Source organism: Streptomyces sp. NPDC127108 (genome assembly GCF_042677545.1).
Taxonomy (GTDB): domain Bacteria; phylum Actinomycetota; class Actinomycetes; order Streptomycetales; family Streptomycetaceae; genus Streptomyces.
The window spans coordinates 81,971-99,741 of the sequence record NZ_JBHXTE010000002.1; the positions used below are offsets into that span (position 1 = coordinate 81,971).

12 protein-coding genes and 1 pseudogene are annotated in these 17,771 nt (G+C 69.7%); 6 read left to right on the forward strand and 7 right to left on the reverse strand.

The window, feature by feature from the left end; translation table 11 throughout:
• The 3 genes from ACFVHO_RS01895 to ACFVHO_RS01905 form a co-directional block, all read right to left on the reverse strand.
• Positions 1-212, reverse strand: a 212-nt coding sequence (locus ACFVHO_RS01895) for a hypothetical protein (RefSeq protein WP_385708777.1), incomplete at its 3' end; no start/stop codon positions are given.
• Positions 213-348: 136 nt separating this feature from the next.
• The gene (locus ACFVHO_RS01900) at positions 349-741 is read right to left on the reverse strand and encodes a VOC family protein (RefSeq protein ID WP_385708779.1); all 393 of its coding nucleotides are present in this window, start codon (positions 739-741) and stop codon (positions 349-351) included.
• Between the two features lie 114 nt (positions 742-855).
• Positions 856-1,176 (reverse strand): ArsR/SmtB family transcription factor, encoded by a 321-nt coding sequence (locus tag ACFVHO_RS01905; RefSeq protein ID WP_385708782.1) that lies wholly within the window; start codon positions 1,174-1,176, stop codon positions 856-858.
• A gap of 134 nt (positions 1,177-1,310) precedes the next feature.
• On the opposite strand from ACFVHO_RS01905, the gene ACFVHO_RS01910 reads away from it, so the two are divergent.
• Positions 1,311-2,783, forward strand: coding sequence for an MFS transporter (locus ACFVHO_RS01910; protein ID WP_385708785.1), 1,473 nt, complete (start codon positions 1,311-1,313; stop codon positions 2,781-2,783).
• 44 nt (positions 2,784-2,827) lie between these two features.
• Here ACFVHO_RS01910 and ACFVHO_RS01915 read toward each other — a convergent pair whose 3' ends face one another.
• From ACFVHO_RS01915 to ACFVHO_RS01930, 4 genes are all read right to left on the reverse strand, one after another.
• On the reverse strand, positions 2,828-4,876 hold the full coding sequence (locus tag ACFVHO_RS01915) for a HEAT repeat domain-containing protein (protein ID WP_385708788.1): 2,049 nt from the start codon (positions 4,874-4,876) through the stop codon (positions 2,828-2,830).
• Positions 4,877-5,563, reverse strand: a complete 687-nt coding sequence (locus tag ACFVHO_RS01920) for a DUF7019 family protein (RefSeq protein ID WP_385708791.1) — start codon at positions 5,561-5,563, stop codon at positions 4,877-4,879.
• Between the two features lie 144 nt (positions 5,564-5,707).
• Positions 5,708-9,604: a GH92 family glycosyl hydrolase gene (locus tag ACFVHO_RS01925; RefSeq protein ID WP_385708794.1), complete on the reverse strand. Its 3,897-nt coding sequence runs from the start codon at positions 9,602-9,604 to the stop codon at positions 5,708-5,710.
• 125 nt (positions 9,605-9,729) lie between these two features.
• Positions 9,730-11,289: an Hsp70 family protein gene (locus tag ACFVHO_RS01930; RefSeq protein ID WP_385708797.1), complete on the reverse strand. Its 1,560-nt coding sequence runs from the start codon at positions 11,287-11,289 to the stop codon at positions 9,730-9,732.
• 114 nt (positions 11,290-11,403) lie between these two features.
• Here ACFVHO_RS01930 and ACFVHO_RS01935 point away from each other — a divergent pair.
• From ACFVHO_RS01935 to ACFVHO_RS01955, 5 genes and pseudogenes are all read left to right on the forward strand, one after another.
• Positions 11,404-12,386 (forward strand): annotated as a pseudogene (locus tag ACFVHO_RS01935) (RNA-guided endonuclease InsQ/TnpB family protein); the annotation flags it as partial.
• Positions 12,387-12,954: 568 nt separating this feature from the next.
• Positions 12,955-14,403 (forward strand): N-acetylglucosamine/diacetylchitobiose ABC transporter substrate-binding protein, encoded by a 1,449-nt coding sequence (gene ngcE / locus ACFVHO_RS01940; RefSeq protein ID WP_385708800.1) that lies wholly within the window; start codon positions 12,955-12,957, stop codon positions 14,401-14,403.
• 115 nt (positions 14,404-14,518) lie between these two features.
• Positions 14,519-15,448, forward strand: coding sequence for a carbohydrate ABC transporter permease (locus ACFVHO_RS01945; protein WP_385708803.1), 930 nt, complete (start codon positions 14,519-14,521; stop codon positions 15,446-15,448).
• Between the two features lie 13 nt (positions 15,449-15,461).
• Entirely contained in the window at positions 15,462-16,388 is a 927-nt protein-coding gene (locus ACFVHO_RS01950) for a carbohydrate ABC transporter permease (RefSeq protein WP_385708806.1), read from the forward strand.
• A gap of 177 nt (positions 16,389-16,565) precedes the next feature.
• On the forward strand, positions 16,566-17,765 hold the full coding sequence (locus tag ACFVHO_RS01955; RefSeq protein WP_385708808.1) for an ROK family transcriptional regulator: 1,200 nt from the start codon (positions 16,566-16,568) through the stop codon (positions 17,763-17,765).
• Positions 17,766-17,771: the final 6 nt, after the last annotated feature.

The window sequence follows — 17,771 nt, forward strand, 5'->3', positions numbered from 1 at the left end:
TTCTTCGTGCCGGTGGAGTAGCGCCCGTCCGCGCTCGGTGTCACGAAGGAGTTGAAGTGGTCGTCGAGGCTGCTGGCGTAGTACGCGCACTGGTGCAGGTTCAGATAGCCGGAGGCGGCCGCCTCCTGTGGGTCCTGGGCCGCCTGGGCTGGCCCTGCCGTGCCCAGGAAGGTGCCCGCGCCGACCGCGAGGGCGAGTACCGGTCGCCACACGCGTATGGCCGTCCATCGCTTCAATTCGGTTCTCCCGTTCGGGTGCGGGATGCGCTCTGGAACCTTCCCGCACGTCCTGCGACGAAGGTCCCATGGGCACCCCGCACCCCGGTAGGGCGAAATCCGGCGATAGCGGTTATGCCTGTGGCAGGCCGCCGTACGGGACCGTGATCAGCTCCATGGCGTGCTCCGACGGATCGAGGAAGTACACGCCCTTGCCGCCGTCGTTGCGGTTGAACTCGCCCGGCTGCCTCTGGTGCGGGTCGGCCCAGTGGGCGAGGCCGCCCTCCTTGATCTTCGCGTACGCGGAGTCGAATTCGGCCTCGGAGACGAGGAACGCGTAGTGCTGCGGGGTGATCGACTCGGCGGGGATCGTGGCGAAGTCCAGGGTGACCGCGTTGCTCAGGTCGACCGCGATGAACGGGCCCCACTCGGATGTGATCTCAAGTCCCAACAGCTCCGCGAAGAACTCGGCGGACTCCCGGTTGTCCCGGGCGTGGACGATCGTGTGATTGAGCTGAACCGGCAAGGAATGCCTCCGTGGGCATCTCCCGCACCTCCATGCCTCACCCAGGCGGTGACCGGCACGCGATGCTGCCGGGGATCTTAGGCAGGCTCCGGGCGCGCTGTCGAGCGGATTCGATCAGTCCTGTGCGGGCTCGGCACCCACCAGGCCGAGCAGGCCGGGGAAGCGCTCGTCCAGTTCCCGGCGGCGCAGGACCGCCGTGCGGCTGTTGCCGTGGTCGACCATCCGGAGCAGGCCCGCCTCGCGCATCACCTTGAAGTGGTGCGACGTCGTGGACTTCGACACCGGCAACTGGAAGGACGCGCAGGTGCGTTCGGTGCCGTCGGGCTCGCGCAGGAACCCGGCGATCACGCCGAAGCGCAGGGGGTCCGCGAGGGCGTGCAGGACCGTGCGCAGGTCCATCTCGGCGGGCAGCGGGTGGCCTTCTTCGTCCGGCACGGAGTTGCTCCTCGCGTTCAGGTCCCATCAGGTTCTACTTGCATCGTACCTCTGCCGCGTGCCAGGGTCAGGACAGGTTCGATTGGTGTCGAACCTATTCCGTGATCTTCTTCCTCCCCGGGGGTTCCCTCGTCATGCCCGAATCGTCGAACAGCGCGGCGGCGACGCTGCCCGCGCCCACCGCGGCCGACCCCGCGGCGATCGCCGCGCCGAAGCCGCCCTTCGCGCCGCTCGTCGCGATCCTGCTCGCCGTCTTCGTCGTCCCGATGTCCATCTCGGGGACGGCGGTCGCCCTGCCCGGCATCGGCGCCGACACGCACGCAGGGGCGGCCCCGCTCCAGTGGGTGGTGAACGCCTTCAACGTCGCCTTCGCCTGCTTCACCCTCGTCTGGGGCTCCGTCGCCGACGTCGTCGGCCGGGTCAGGGCCTTCGCCGCCGGTGCCGCCGTCTACGCCGTCGCCTCGCTGGCCAGCGCGCTCGCCTCCGGCGTGCTCCTGCTGGACGCGGCCCGTGCCCTCGCGGGCGTCGGCGGCGCGGCGATCTTCTCGTGCGGGGCCGCCATCCTCTCGACGGTGTACGAGGGCCCGGCGCGGGCCAAGGCGTTCGCGCTCTTCGGCACCGTGGCGGGCGTGGGCATCGCGGTCGGGCCCTCGCTCTCCGGGGTGCTGCTCCAGACCGTCAGCTGGCGCTGGGTGTTCGCGCTGCACGCGGTCGCGCTCGCCGTCGTCCTGCTCGCCGTGCCGGTCATCGCGCGGGCGGTGCCGCCGACGCCCCGCACCGGCGCGAGGATCGACGTCCCCGGCAGCGTGGTCTTCGTCGTCGCCATGGTGCTGCTCACCACCGCCATCGTGCAGGGTTCCCAGTGGGGCTGGGGGAGCGCGGGCGTGCTCGGGCTCTTCGCCGGGGCGGTCGTGGCCCTCGTCGTCTTCGGCTCCGTCGAGAAGCGGCGCGCGCACCCGCTGCTCGACCTGGGCCTGCTGCGCGACCGGCGCTTCATGGCGCTGTGCCTGGTCCCGGTCGCCGGATCGTTCGGCTTCGTCACGATGCTCACGTACCTGCCGACCTATCTGACGGAGGTGACCGGGCGCGGCACCGGCGCGGCGGGCCTCATCATGGTCCTGCTCACCGCGCCGATGCTCGTCTTCCCGCTGCTCGCCGCCAAGTTGGTGGCCCGAGGCGTCTCCGCGCTCACCGTCATCTACGCCAGCCTCGCCACCCTCGTCGTCGGCGACGCCGCCCTCACGGTCTTCGGGCCCGACGTGTCCGTGGCCGTCGTCGCCCTGCCGATGATCGTCACCGGCGCGGGCATGGCGCTCGCCGCGGGCCTCGTCGACGGCCAGGCTCTGGCCCTGGTCGACCCCGCGAAGGCGGGCATGGCCGCGGGCTTCCTCAACACGCTGCGGCTCGGCAGCGAGGCCGTCGCGGTGGCGCTGTACGGCTCGGTCCTGACGACGCTCACCGCGTCACGGTCGTACGACTCTGCCTTCCACCTGGTCCTGTGGGGGCTCGCGGCGATCTGCCTGGTGCTCGGGTTGGTCGTCTTCGCTCTGATGGGCGGGCGCGGTGCCGCCGAGGCGGGTGCCGATGCGGAGAAGGGCCTGGACTAGGGCCTGTCCGATGGGTCGGCGCGGCGGGTGAGGTCTCGTCCGGCCTACGGCCCGAGCCCGACCCCGCGGGCCTCGGCTATCGCGTTCACCGCTTCGACGTGCCAGCCGTAGAAGTGCTCGGCCCTGCGGCAGTACGCCAGCACGTGCTCGTGCGCCTCGCCGGTTCCGATCTCCAACAGGGCGCGTACGGCGGCCTCTTGGGCGCCGAACCACGCGTCGGGGCCGAGGAGCGGCGCCAAGGGCGTGAGGCAGTCGGGTGTGCCGCGCTCGGTCAGGGCGAGGGACGCGGCCTCCCGCGCGGGGCGCAACGTGGAGAGCCTGCCCGCGCCGGGCTTGACGTGCCCGGCGCCCCACGGCGGAGGCGGTGCCGCGGCGAGCCGGACCAGGACGGCGGTCGCCTCGGCTCCGGGGTGGGCGGCGAGCGCCGCGACGAGCCGGTCGGCCAGGTCCTCGCTCAGGTCGTCCACGCCGTCGGCGAGCGCGATGAGGACGGGCAGGGCGGGGGCGCCGATGCGGCGCAGGGCGTGCAGGGCGGCGCGGGCGAGCTCGGGGGTGTCGTGAGGCTCGGCGGGGGTGATGCCCGTGTCGGTGTCGTGCGGTTCGGTGCTGTACGTGACGATCTCCCCGAGCGCCCGGGCCGCCTCCGCCACGGGGAAGGCGCCCAGGGCCGCCACCGCCCGCGTCCGCACCGCCTCGTGCGGCGAGCGCGCGCAGGCCAGCACCACCGGGAGGGTGTGCGGTGCGCCGATCAGGCCGAGGGCCCGCACGGCATGGGCGCGCAGGGTGCCGGGTTCCTCCTCGTCCTCGGCCAGGGCCGCGAGGGGTGTGGTGGCCTCCGGGGGCCGTAGGGCGCCGAGCGCGTCCGCGACGGCGGTGCGCAACGCCGTCGGGGCCGCGTCGTCCGTCAGGAGGGCCAGCAGCACCGGCGCGACCGCCGTGTGCCCGGCGGCGCCCAACGCTCTCGTCGCGCCGCGCCGTTGGGCCACGGTCCGGTGCGTGTCGGTGAGCAGTTCCTGGAGTTCCCGGAGCGGCGGCTTGGGGAGACGTGCGATGACGTTCGCCACGGCGTCGCTGATGTGCGTGTCACTCAGAGCCTCCAGCAGGGCCGGGCTCGCATCGGCGCGCGCGTACGCGGCGAGGGCCCGGGCGGCGGCCCGGCGCACGGTCGGCACCGGTGACTCGCGCAAGTGGTGCCGGAGCAGGGCGTGGTGCTCGCCCGGGTCCGGCACGGCGAAGAGGCCGGGCCGTTCCGCTACGTGAGAGCAGACGGCAGCCACGGCGTGGGGCGGGGCATCGGGGTGGTCCGGGGAGTGCGACGACGTGCGGAGCACCTCCCACAGGTGGGCGCGGCCGTCCTCCGTCCGGGAGAGCAGAGCCGTCGCCAGGCGTGCCGTCTCGGGGTCCGGGTCGCGCTGCGGGGCGTGCAGGAGCGTTTCGGCGGACGGCCACGGGTGCGCGGTCGGCCAGTCGATGTCGGGCAGTGCGTGCAGCGCCGTCACGGCGGCCCGGCGCAGGTGGCTGTCGGGGGCGGGGGTGTGCGCGAGGACGAGGAGGGCCGAGGTTGCGCGAGGGTCCCCGATCGCGCCGAGCGTCCGCACCACGCGTTCAGCGCGCCCCGGCAGGTATGCCCAGAGCGCGGCGAGGAGCGGAGTCACGGCCTCCGGCGCGCGCAACGCGGCCAGCGCGTCGAGCACACGCACCGTCCAGTATCCGCGGCCGGTCGCCAACTGGCCGCACAGCTCGACGAGTCCGCGCACGACCTGCGGCCCACCGATGGCGACGAGGGCGTCGACGGCGGGCTTCTCCAGCTGCTCGTGAGCGGCACGCGACGCGGCCAGCATCCGCAGCAGCCCGGGAACCGCGCGGTGCTCCCGCAGCCTCCCCAGGGCCTCGGCGGCCTGCCACCGCGGCCCGCGCCGCAGGCAGGCGAGCAGCGTCTCGACGGCCTCCGGCGAATCCGTGCTGCCGCCGAGGAACGTCGTGGCGCTGAGTCGGACGTCGAGAACCTCCGACCGCGTGGCCCGGCACAGCCCCGCGACATCCCCGGCCAAGCGCATCCGCACCAGATCGGCGAGCGACGACTCCTGCTCCACTCAGACCTCCCCGTCCACGGGCACCCGGTCCGACATCGCCACGTACAGCGGTGTCCCGACGACGATCGTCAGCTCCCGCCCGTCCTCCCGCGTCACGGTGCCGCGCATCAACTGCCGTGCCAGGAACTCGCAGTACATCGGCGGTACCGTCAACGCCTCGGCGACGCGCAGCACGTCGGACGTCACGCTCCCTCGATCCGGCATGGTGTTCCACGAGCGGACATTGAACTGGCGCTCCCACTCGGGCGGGGTGTCCTGAAGGAGCCGGAAGATCGACGGCAGTCCCGAGAAGCCGACCCGGTGCATGTCGGGAGCCGCCTGATGGCCGATCAGATGGTGCGCCGACCCGATGAGCGCGACGACCGTGTCACCGTCGCGCCCCGTCATCAGCGTCGGCTTGTCCGCCTCGCCGTACCCCGCGATCCGCAACCCCAGGTCCCCCCGGAACCAGGCGGCGGGCTCCGACATCCAGCTGACGTCGAACTCCCGCTCCAGATAGGCCTCCACGAGGTCGAGCCGGTCGTACGCGCTGGTCTCGGCGCGCGGCGACTGCACGGCCACGCTCACGACCTTCAGGTCGACCTTGGCCTCGACGGCAAGCCGCCTGAGGAGCTTCGGCGGGATCTGCCCGTACAGCATGTCCACCTTGGCGGTGGAGACGTAGACGTAGTACCGCAAGCGCTTCATGTCCTAGGTGTGGAGGGCCTTTTGCCCGCAGCCTCCCACACGCGTGTCCCCGGCGGTCCACCTTCGACGACGCAGGCCGGCCCCGGCCCGTCGACGGAGGGGTCGACGGGCCGGGGCCGGGGTTCGGGTGGGATCAGGCGGGCGTCAGCGGAGGAGTTCCACCTCCGAGAGGGTGCCCCGGCCCCCGGTGAAGACGAGGCGGTACTTCACGTACGACCCCGGATCGCTCACCGTGAACGGCCGTGTCTGCTTGTCCCAGGCGAAGGACTGGCCGGAGCGCTTGTCGACGGTCTTCCACTTCTCGCCGTCGCGGGAGCCCTGGAGGACCCAGCCGCGCGGGGCCTCGGCCTTGTCGGCGGAGGTGAGGGTGTACTGGACGGCCTTGGTGCGGCCCTGCACCGGCAGGACGACGGACGCCGCGTTCGCGTACGTGGTCGAGGAGTTGTCGAACAGCTCGCCCTCGACCTTCAGGGCGTCCGTGCGCGGGGACGGCACCTTGTCGTCGTCGGTGACGGAGACCGGCTGGGCGTTCTTGCCGGTGCCCCAGGCCGACGGCTTCGGGCCCATGTCGAACTCCAGGGTGCCGCCGCGTGCGATCTCCTCGTGGGGGAGCGCGGTCGACTTCCAGGTCTTGCCGTTGACCTTCAGCCCCTGCACGTACACGTTCTTCGCGCTGTTCTTCGGGGCCTTGACCACCAGGTCCCTGCCGTTGTCCATGTGCACGGTCATCTTCGTGAACTGCGGGGAGCCGATGGCGTACTCGCCGCTGCCCATGACCAGCGGGTAGAAGCCGAGCGAGGAGAAGAGGTACCAGGCGGACTGCTCGCCGTTGTCCTCGTCGCCGTGGTAGCCCTGCCCGATCTCGCTGCCGGTGTACAGGCGGGACAGGACCTCGCGGACCTTCTCCTGCGTCTTCGATGGCTGCCCGGCCGCGTCGTACATGTACGCGGCGTGGTGCGCGACCTGGTTGGAGTGCCCGTACATGCCCATCCGCACGTCACGGGCCTCCGTCATCTCGTGGATGACGCCGCCGTACGAACCGGCGAACTCCGGCGAGGCCGTCTCGGGCGTCGCGAAGTACGTGTCGAGCTTCTTCGCCAGGCCGCCCCGGCCGCCGTAGAGGTTGGCGAGGCCGCGGGAGTCCTGCGGGGCGGTGAAGGCGTAGCCCCACGCGTTGGTCTCGGTGTAGTCGTGGCCCCAGATCCGCGGGTCGAACTTCTCCGACGGGACGCGCCAGTCGCCCTTCTTGTTCTTGCCCTGGAAGAACCCGGCCTTGGAATCGAAGAGGCGGACGTAGTCACGGGCGCGGTTGAGGAAGTACGCGGACTCCTCCTTGTAGCGCTTCTCGCCCGTCTTCTTGTAGAGCGCCTGGCCCATCTTCGCGATGCCGTAGTCGTTGACGTAGCCCTCAAGTGCCCACGACAGGCCCTCGTGCGTCTCGGACGGGGTGTAGCCGAGGAACGGCGAGGTGGTCATGCCCTTGCGGCCGTAGCCCGACTTGTCCGGCGCGACCGTCGCGTTCTTCACCGCCGCGTCGTACGCCGCCTTCGCGTCGAAGCCCTTGACGCCCTTCACATACGCGTCGGCGAACGCCACGTCGGAGGACGTGCCGGTCATCAGGTCCGCGTAGCCGGGCGAGGACCAGCGCGACGTCCAGCCGCCGTCCTTGTAGTGCTGCACGAAGCCGTCGACCAGCTCGCCCGCCTTCTTCGGGGTGAAGAGGGAGTAGGCGGGCCACGTCGTGCGGTACGTGTCCCAGAAGCCGTTGTTCACGTACGGCTTGCCCTCGACGATCTTCGCGCCGGTGTGCGTGGGCGTGTCCGGACCGGTCTGCGGCGAGAACGGGGACGCGTACTTGTGCTTCGAACCGACCTTCTCGAAGCCGGAGTTCGGGTAGAGGTACAGGCGGTACAGGCTGGAGTACAGGGACGTCTTCTGGCCCTCGCTCGCGCCTTCGACCTCGACGCGGCCGAGGATGTCGTCCCACTTGTCCTGCGCCCGCTCCTTGACGCGGCCGAACGACGTGCCCGCGGGGATCTCCGCGTCCAGGTTGTCCTTCGCCTGGTCGACGCTGATCAGGGAGGTGGCGAGGCGCAGCGAGACCGTGCGGTCCTTGCCGGGCTTGAAGCGGAAGTACCCGGTGGCGTCGGTGGTGCCGCCGCCCGTCAGCTTGCCGCCGTCCGTGACCGGGCTGTCGAAGGTGCCGTACACGAACATGCGGGTGGCACCCGTGGACAGGCCCGACTTCACGTCGGAGTAGCCGGTGACGACGCCCTTCTCCTTGTCGAGGGTGAGGCCGACGTTGTGCTTGGTGTCGCCCGTCTTCTCGATGTTGTCGAAGACGATGCTCGCGTCATCACCGGGATAGGTGAACTTGAACATGGCCGCGTGGTCGGTCGGCGTCATCTCGGCCTTCAGGCCGTTCTCGAACGTCACGCCGTAGTAGTGCGGCTTCGCCGTCTCCTTCTCGTGCCGGAACGGCAGCGCGCGCTTGGCGCGGTCGGCCTCCGGCTTGTCCTTCGCCACCGACGGCATCACCTGGAAGGTCTGCCGGTCGCCCATCCACGGGCTCGGCTCGTGGCTCGCGCTGAACGCCTGCACGGTCGGCAGGTTGTCGTCGTTGTTGCCGCGCGCGTAGTCGTACAGCCAGCTGATGGAGCCCGCGTTGGTCACCGGCGTCCAGAAGTTGAAGCCGTGCGGGACGGCCGTCGCGGGGAAGGTGTTGCCGCGCGAGAAGCCGCCGCTGGAGTTGGTGCCGCGGGTGGTCGAGGCGTAGTCGGAGGGGCGCGCCTTGGGCTTGGCGGGCGGGGTCTCCTTCAGCGACACGTCGTCCAGCCAGCCCCGGAACTTCGCCGGGCCCTTGGGGGAGTCGTAGCCGACCAGGACGCGGTCCACCGTCTTGCCCGCGGCGACCTCGCCGATGCGCCCGACGACGTCGTTCCACTGGTTGACGTAGAGGACCTTCGCGTCGCCCTGCCCGCGCGGGGTCAGCGGGAAGCCGTGCTGGTCGGTGGCCTTGAGGTCACTCAGATAGGTGCCGTCCGTGAAGGCCAGGTCGACCGCGACGTTCGTGGCGTCGTAGTCGAGGTCGCCCTCCGCCATCGACGGGAAGACGCGGTACGACAGCTCGGTGTCGCGCCGCACGTCCACATCGACGTCGAAGACCTTGTTGTACGAGAAGCCGCGCTTGTCGGCCGTGTGCGTGCCCGCGTACCGCAGCGCCTGCGTGCCGGTGAACCCGGCGCGGGCCTTGGCGGTCGGCGACCCGGCGGGACCGCGGTCGATCAGGCTCAGCATGTCGGCGGGCGGGGCCGGGGTGTCGCCGCCGCCGACGGAGAGCTGCACGTCGGCGAGTTGCAGGGCGTCGCCCGCGCCGTTGTTGGCGGTGATGTCCAGGCGGTAGTGGGAGTACGCGGCTGTGTTCTCGAAGTCGTACTTCTTCGTCGTGAACGGGCTCGCGAACTTCTCGCCCTTGCGGGTGTCGAGGTCCTTCCAGTCCTTGCCGTCCGTCGAGCCCTGGAGCGTCCAGTCCTTCGGGTCGCGCTCCGGGTGGTCGTTGGCGGAGGTGAGCGCGTACGTCACCACCTTCGCGGGTTCGTCGAGCTCGAACTCCACCCAGCCCGTGGGCTTGAAGGTGAGCCACTTCGTCGACTTCTCGCCGTCGACCAGCTTCTCCTTGGTCTCCCCGGCGCCGGTGTTCTCCCCGCTCGCGCGGACGTCCACGACGTGGTCGTTCACGCTCCCCGGGATCCCGGAGCTGAAGTCGCCGTTGACCCCGCCGGCCTTCTTCTTGCCGTCGGGCCCCGTCTCGACCGTGTTCAGCCAGTCGGGCTGGGCGTCGCCCTTCTCGAACGAGGAGCTGAACTCCTTGTCCGCCCGCGGCGCCCGTTCCGGACCCGCGACGGCGGCGCCCTGCGAGGCGGCGAGCACCGCGAGGGCGGTGATGCCGACGGCGGCGGCCGTTCGGCGCCGGTGCCCCGCCGCGCCCGCGAGCGAGGCCGAGGCCCGGCGCGGTCTGTGTCCCCGAGGTCTGTGTCCCATCCCCTGAGTCCCCTCCAAGCAACTGTCCGGACAACGTTGTCAGTGGCTGCGCAGGGTCCAGTAGGGCGGTAAGTGGGCAGTGGTGTCAAGGGGGTTGAAGAGGGTTCGCGGGGGCTTTGGGGACGTCAGCGGAGGAAGCGCTCCACCTCCCGCGCGCGGTCGTCCATCTGCGTGCTGATCCGCTCGGCGACATCGGTGACCAGGCGCTCCACCTCGGTGGGGTCGAGCGCGGCGTTGCTCAGGGTGGTCTTGATGAGCTGCCGGGCGCCGAGTTCGGCGCCCTTCGGCAGGGCGACGATGACGGCCATCCCGGCGACGAGCGCGGCCATCTGCGCCGGTGTCGCCCCGGCGCGCATGGCCCTGCGCAGCCGCATCAGGCCCAGTTGCGGCGCCCTGGTGGCGACGCGCAGCGCCCCTTGGGAGTTGCGAAGGACCCGCCACAGGGCGCGGATGCGGCGGCTGATGGCCGTACCGATGATCTCGGGCAGCGTGATGTCGAGGGTGAACTGGTCGTCGCGGATGCCGTACGAACGGCAGATGCCGAGCACCAGCGGGATCAGCGCGGCCTCCAGCCGGGCGCGCAGCTCGGCCAGGACGGTGTCCAGGCCGGTGAGTTCGCGGATCAGCGCGTCGAGGTCCCCCTCGTCGTCCGTGTTCAGGCTGTCCGCCCGGGCGAGCAGGCGGCTCAGGAGCGAGTCCTTGGCCTGGTCGAACGCCTCGACCAGGCCCACGCGGATCGCCTCCTGGAACTCTGGGCGGTCCCTGAGCGCCTTGATGTCGCGGCGGAACCGGGTCACGTTGACGCTGTGCCGCCCGATGCTGGCGAGCCCCCGGGTCACCGAGAGGGAGGGCTCCGCGGCGTTCTCCACACCGGCCTCCGGGAACGCGGTGGCACACAGCTCGCGCACGACGGGCATGCGGGAGCCGCCACCCGTGAGGACGACCAGCTCGGGGGCGGTCGCGCCGAGCAGTCCGCGCACCTCCGTCAGCATGTCCGCGAAGCGGTCGGCCCAGCCGCCGGGGGCCCGGACGACGCGCTCGGGTATGTCGACCGACTGCAGCCGCTCCACGGTCAGGGAGACCAGCGGCAGGAACTCGGGGGCGCAGCCGGACCGCAGCTCCTGCAGCCGCAGGTCCTTGCCGGTGAACTGGGCCTCCTTGGCCCGGCGGCAGACCAGCGTCAGCATGTGGGCACCGCCGTCCCGGGCCAGGGCCTCCGTGAACTTCGCCGCGTCCGCGGAGTCCGTGTCCTCGAAGTCCGCGCGCACGATCCGGGCGACGGCCGTGTCGATCTCGCGGCAGCCCAGCTCGGCGCCCACGGGGAGGTTCCGCGGGACCAGGTCCTCGACGACGGTGAAGTCGGTCGTGGAGGAGCCCACGTCGACGACGAGGACCCGGTCGAGCCCGCCGTCGCCCGGACGCTCGGCCCGGCGGTCGCGGACGTGCACCAGGGCCGACTGGGACTCGGCGACCAGGCGCACCGGCACGTCCATGGCCCGGAGCTGGCGCAGGTAGGCCTTGACGGAGCGGCGGTCCCAGCCCGCGGGGTGGCCGACGTGGACCACGCAGTCCGCGTACACCTCGGGGTGCTTGGCGAAGAACTCCGCGAGGAACACCTGGGCGAACTGCACCGGTTGCAGGTCGGTGTGCTGGTGGCGGTTCTTGAAGTTGACGCTGAAGTGCACGCAGTTCCTGGCGCGGACGGCGTCTTCCCCGATGATGATGCCCGCGTGCTGGTGAGGGGCACCGTAAAGATCATTGGGGGGCGACTGTCAGTGCTCCCGGGTAGGTTCGGATGTATGACGACAGCTGCGGTCACGGAGGCGGCCGGGCATGCCCGGTATACGTACCGTGTGCGCCTGTCGGCGACGGCTCGCACCGCTCTTGAGGCGGAATGGGACCGGGTGCGTTGGGTGTGGAATGAGTGCGTCGCCAAGTCCAAAGCCGTGCACGCGCATAACCGGGCGGCCGGTGAGAAGGCGACGTGCGGGCCGGTGCAGCTCGCGGCGATGCTGACTGAGGCTCGCGGGCGGGATCGTGGTACGGCCGGTGTGGTCGCGGGATCTGCCCAAGCCGCCGTCCAGCGTGCGCGTGTACCGGGATGCGGTGGGGCACTGGTGGGCGTCGTTCGTCGTCCCCGCCGTGACCGACACCCTGCCCGCCACGGGGCGTGTGATCGGGATCGACTGGGGCGTCAGGGAAACCGCCACCACCACGTCCGACGAGCATGACCTCCCCCATGCCCAGCACGGCAAGACGGCCGCGCAGAAGCTCGCCCGCTACCAGCGGATGATGGCCCGCAGGAAGCCTCTGAAGGGACAGGCCGGATCGAAGGGCTACCGCGAAGCGAAGCGGCAGACCGCGGAACTCCACCGCAAGGTGGCAGCCCAACGGCAGGACACCGGACGCAAGTGGGCCAAGAAGGTTGTCCGTGACCACGACGCTTTGGCGGTCGAGGACTTCCGGCCGAAGTTCCTCGCGAAGTCGACCATGGCCCGCAAGGCCGCCGACGCCGCGATCGGCGCCACCAAGAAGGCCCTGGTCGAGATGGGCCGCAAGCACGGCCGCGCCGTGCACCTGGTACACCCCACGCACACCACGATGGACTGTGCGCAGTGCGGAGCGAGAACCAAGCACGCACTACCTCTTTCGACGCGAACGTATACCTGCACCGCGTGCGGAGCCGTCTCACCGCGAGACAAGAACTCCGCCCGTGTGATGCTGGTCCGGGCTGGTCTCGTACCCGGCTGGTGTTGATCGTGTAAGACCTGTACCCCCGCCGGGGGGCAGGCGACGTGAGTTAGGAATCCCCCTCGTTTACGAGGAGGAGGAGTCCCCCGTCCGCGTCCGGGATCGGGTTGTCGGTCAGCAGCATGAGCCCCCCATGCGCCGCGACGAATCAGCCACCGTGACCGATTGCCAGCGGCATACCACTCATGGTGCCCGAACCGGTCCTTCTCCGAGCGAAGTTCGCCGAAGTGCCGGAAATGACGGCTGTGCCGAAGGGCCCGGAACGGCAGGGGAGAAAGCCCGATTCGATTCCGTATTGGTACGGACTTTTATCGCCCGCGGAGTGCTCGCCACGTGCGTCTCGGCGAGGTCTCAACTCGGAAAAGCCTGCAGCCCAAACCTGCATTCGATCTTGCTTGGCCGACCGCGAGTGGACTATACCTGTCGGCGTCCGAGTTCCCCGGGCCGCCCCGGACCGACCAGTCGCGGCGGCCGTTCCACCGGCATCGGACGCATCCCGCACATCCCGCACCATCGCACGGCCCCAGCTTCACAACTCCGCGGTGCCGGGGAGGATCCGGTTCACCGCCTGAGTCCTGGAAGAAGGCGAGGACTTGAGCATGGGATCCACCCCTGGGACCTCCGGCAGGCCCGAAACGAGCGGTGTCGGCCGCCGTGACCTGATCAAGCGCGCGGCCGCGCTCGGCATCATCTCCGTCCCGACGATGGGCTTCCTTTCGGCCTGCGCGTCCGGCGGCGGCGGTGACAACGACAAGGCCAAGACCGTCAAGAAGACGAAGAACAACCCCTTCGGCGTCGCCAAGGACAACGACCTCGACGTCTTCATCTTCAAGGGCGGCTACGGCGACGCCTACGCCAAGGCGTGGGAGGCCAGTTACGAGAAGAAGTACGGCGGCTCGGTCGCGCACAGCGGTGAGCAGGACGTCACCGGCAAGCTCCAGCCCCGCTTCAACAAGGGCAACCCGCCGGACGTCGTCGACGACTCCGGCTCCAAGAAGATGAAGCTGGACACCCTGCACAAGGAAGGTCATCTGACCGACCTCACGCAGCTGCTCGACGCGCCGTCCATCGACGACCCGAGCAAGAAGATCCGCGACATCATGCTGCCCGGCACCATCGAGCAGGGCACCTTCGGCGGCAAGTTCCACGCGCTGTTCTACGTGTATGCCACCTGGGGCCTCTGGTACTCCAACAAGCTCTTCAAGAAGCACGGTTGGAAGGTCCCCAAGACCTGGGACCAGATGCTCGACATCATGAAGGACGCCAAGTCCAAGGGCATCGGCGGCCTCGCCCACCAGGGCAAGTACCCGTACTACATGAACATCGTGATCATGGACCTGATCGCCAAGACCGGCGGCATGGACGCCGTCAAGGCGATCGACAACCTCGACAAGAAGGCCTTCGTCGGCAACCCGGCCGCGAAGCGCGCCATCGAGGCGGTGTACGAGATCGTGGAGAAGGGCCTGCTGATGCCGGGCACCAACTCCCTGGAGCACACCGAGGCCCAGACCAAGTGGAACGAGTACAAGGCCGTTTTCATCCCCTCCGGCTCCTGGCTGGAGAACGAGCAGGCCAAGCAGACGCCCGACGACTTCGAGATGACGTTCCTGCCGCTGCCCCTGCTGCCCGGCTCCAAGATGAAGCTGCACGCCCTGCGCACCGGCGCCGACGAGCCCTTCATCGTGCCGTCCAAGGCGAAGAACGTCCCCGGCGGCCTTGAGTTCCTGCGCCGGATGCTCTCCAAGGAGGGCGCCACCGCCTTCGCCAAGGAGGCCAGTTCGCTGTCCGTGATCGGCCCCGAGTACGTCGACAAGAGCGTGCAGCTGCGCCCGGGCATCAAGACCGCGCTCGCCGCCGTCGACGCCTGTCCGGTCGACGAGCGCTTCAACTTCCGCTACTCGGAGTGGTACGGCGAGCTGGACGTCGCGATCCAGAACGCCACCGGTGAGCTGATGGCCAAGCGCATCACGCCCCAGAAGTGGCTCGAGCGCTGCCAGGCGGCGGTCGACAAGGAAGCAGAGAAGAACCCGGACACGAAGCGGAAGTAGTCGTCAGCCGCCGGCCGGGGCCGGGGCGCACGGCCGGGCCGGGCGCCGCCCACGGCCCGGCCGGGGGTCCGGCGCCGCCTCGGCACGGTCACGGCAAGGCCAGGAGCAGGGTGTTATGCATCGGAAAAAGTACCCGTTCATCGCGGGATTCCTCATTCTTCCCGTCGGGCTCTATGTATTGCTGGTGATCTGGCCCTATCTCCAGACCATCAGTTACTCCTTCACCGACTGGAGCGGCGCCTCCCAGAACTTCAATTTCGTCGGCCTCGACAACTACAAGGACCTCGCGAACGACGACGTCTTCATCAAGGCGCTGCAGCACAATGCCCTGCTCCTCGTCCTGGTCCCGACCCTGACGATTCTGCTCTCGCTGTTCTTCGCCTTCATGGTGAACGTCGGCGGGCGCGGCGGAGCCGGCGGTGTGTCCGGCGTCAGGGGTTCCGCCTTCTACCGCGTCATCTTCTTCTTCCCGCAGGTCCTGTCCATCGCGATCCTCGCCATCCTGTTCAAGGCGGTCTACCGCGGCGACGACTCGGGCCTCATCAACGGCACGCTGCAGGCCGTCGGCCTCGGCGACAAGAACAACCCCACGGAATGGCTGAACGACCCCGACCTGGTGCTCTGGTGCATCGTCTTCGTGATGGTCTGGGCCGGGGCGGGCTTCTACATGGTGCTGTTCTCGGCCGCCATGCAGTCCATCCCCAAGGACATCTACGAGGCGGCGCTGCTCGACGGCGCCGGACGGTTCCAGACCTTCTTCCGGGTCACGCTGCCGCTGCTCTGGGAGACCATCCAGACGGCCTGGGTGTTCCTCGCCATCCTGTCCATGGACGCGTTCCTGCTCATCTCCACGCTCACGTCGCAGGACTTCGGCGGTGGCCCCGACCACAGCAGTGAGGTCATCTCGACGTACCTCATGCGCAACTTCCAGACGTACAGCAAGAGCGGATACGCCTGCGCCATGGGTGTGGTGATGCTGCTGCTCACCCTGATCGTGTCCATCGTCACGCTGCGGCTCAGCCGCCGTGACCGCATCGAGTTCTAAGGAGGCGCGAGCGATGACGGCTCCTGCGACTCAGCCACCGGTCACCAAGGCCAAGGTGCCGGCCCAGCGCGGCTCCGGCTCCGGACCCGGCAAGGACGGCATGGAGGGCAGGACCCTCAACGCCTTCTCGCACGGCTTCCTGGTGCTGTGGGCGGTCATGATCGTCCTGCCGCTGTTCTGGATCCTGCTCGGCAACTTCAAGACCGACTCCCAGATCAAGTCCAGCGCCTGGACCTGGCCCACCGAGTGGACCTTCGACGCCTTCCAGCGCGGCTGGGAGAAGGGCGTCGGCGACTATCTGCTCAACACCCTGATCGTCATGATCGTCTCGGTGCCCCTGACGATGCTGCTCGGCGCGATGGCGGCCTATGTGCTCGCCCGCTACGACTTCGTCGGCAACCGGTTCGTGTACTACTTCTTCGTCGCCGGTTCGATGTTCCCGGTGTTCCTGGCGCTCGTACCGCTCTACTTCATGGTCGACCGGCTCGGCATGCTCAACACGTACCAAGGACTGATCCTGGTGTACGTCGCCTACTCGCTGCCGTTCACCGTGTTCTATCTGCACTCGTTCTTCCGCACCCTGCCGACGGCCGTGCACGAGGCCGCCGTGATCGACGGAGCCTCGCACACCCGGGTGTTCTTCCAGATCATGGTGCCGATGGCGAAGCCCGGACTGATCAGCGTCGGGATCTTCAACGTCCTCGGGCAGTGGAACCAGTACATCCTGCCGCTGACCCTGATGCAGAAGCAGAGCGGCTCCGACCCGGACCGCTCGATGCTCGCCCAGGGCCTGGTCAGCCTGATGAACCAGGGCAACTACGAGACCGACCTGCCCGCCCTCTACGCGGGCATGACCATCTCCATGATCCCGGTCCTCGTGGTCTACCTGTCCTTCCAGCGGCAGGTGCAGTCCGGCCTGACGGCGGCCACGATCAAGTAGTCGAACGCGATCAAGCACAGGGAACGCCCCGTACGCGGGGCGTTTCGTGTGCGGGGTGTGGCCTACTGGATTTTCGTCAAGGACTTGACTGCGGTAACCCGTTCAGAAGAGCTTGGAGTTCACAACTTGTACGGGCGGCGTCGGCGCCGTCCGCCATAGGCGGGAGTGGATGAGTCGATGGAGACTCCGGGGTCGCAGTCGTCACTGCACCGAGCAAATCTCGAGCGGGTCGTGCGCGCGGTGCGGCTGGCGGGATCGCTCACGCAGGCGGAGATCGCCAGGACGACGGGCCTGTCCGCCGCGACGGTGTCGAACATCGTCCGGGAGCTGAAGGACGGCGGCACCGTCGAGGTCACCCCCACCTCGGCCGGCGGCCGCCGGGCCCGCAGCGTCTCCCTCAGCGGCGACGCGGGCATGGTCATCGGCATCGACTTCGGCCACACCCACCTGCGCGTCGCCCTCGGCAACCTCGCCCACAAGGTGCTCGCCGAGGAGGCCGAGCCGCTGGACGTGGACGCCTCCGCCGCGCAGGGCTTCGACCGGGCCGAGCGGCTCGTCGGCAAGCTGATCGAGGCGACCGGAGTGGACCGCACCAAGGTCGCGGGCGTCGGCCTCGGCGTGCCCGGGCCCATCGACGTGGAGTCCGGCACGCTCGGCTCCACCGCGATCCTGCCGGGCTGGGCGGGCACCAAGCCCGCCGAGGAGCTCAAGGAGCGCCTCGGGGTGCCCGTGCACGTCGACAACGACGCCAACCTGGGCGCGCTCGGCGAGCTGGTCTGGGGGAGCGGCCGCGGGGTCAAGGACCTCGCGTACATCAAGGTCGCGAGCGGTGTCGGCGCCGGTCTGGTGATCAGCGGCCGGATCTACCGGGGGCCCGGCGGCACAGCGGGTGAAATCGGGCATATCACCCTGGATGAGTCCGGCCCCGTCTGCCGCTGCGGCAACCGCGGCTGCCTGGAGACCTTCACCGCCGCCCGGTACGTGCTGCCGCTGCTCCAGTCCAGCCACGGCACCGACCTGACCATGGAGCGCGTGGTCGCCCTCGCCCGCGACGGGGACCCGGGCTGCCGCCGGGTGATCTCCGACGTCGGCCGGCACATCGGCAGCGGTGTCGCGAACCTGTGCAACCTCCTCAACCCCAGCAGGGTCGTCCTCGGCGGCGCCCTGGCCGAGGCCGGGGAGCTCGTGCTCGCCCCGATCAGGGAGTCCGTGGGGCGCTACGCCATCCCCAGCGCGGCCCGTCAACTCTCCGTACTTCCGGGGGCACTTGGCTCGCGCGCCGAGGTCCTGGGGGCGCTCGCCCTCGCGCTCAGCGAGATGGGGGATTCAACCCTTTTGGACGAGAGCCTCCATGCCGCCACACCCGCCTTCACTTAGATAACG

What these genes read in the sequence shown, in the direction of transcription:
- ACFVHO_RS01920 (WP_385708791.1), bottom strand. Translation starts at nt 5,563, where the DNA reads ATGAAGCGCTTGCGGTACTACGTCTACGTCTCCACCGCCAAGGTGGAC.
- ACFVHO_RS01925 (WP_385708794.1), bottom strand. Translation starts at nt 9,604, where the DNA reads ATGGGACACAGACCTCGGGGACACAGACCGCGCCGGGCCTCGGCCTCG.
- ACFVHO_RS01955 (WP_385708808.1), top strand. Translation starts at nt 16,566, where the DNA reads ATGGAGACTCCGGGGTCGCAGTCGTCACTGCACCGAGCAAATCTCGAG.
- ACFVHO_RS01950 (WP_385708806.1), top strand. Translation starts at nt 15,462, where the DNA reads ATGACGGCTCCTGCGACTCAGCCACCGGTCACCAAGGCCAAGGTGCCG.
- ACFVHO_RS01945 (WP_385708803.1), top strand. Translation starts at nt 14,519, where the DNA reads ATGCATCGGAAAAAGTACCCGTTCATCGCGGGATTCCTCATTCTTCCC.
- ACFVHO_RS01910 (WP_385708785.1), top strand. Translation starts at nt 1,311, where the DNA reads ATGCCCGAATCGTCGAACAGCGCGGCGGCGACGCTGCCCGCGCCCACC.
- ngcE (WP_385708800.1), top strand. Translation starts at nt 12,955, where the DNA reads ATGGGATCCACCCCTGGGACCTCCGGCAGGCCCGAAACGAGCGGTGTC.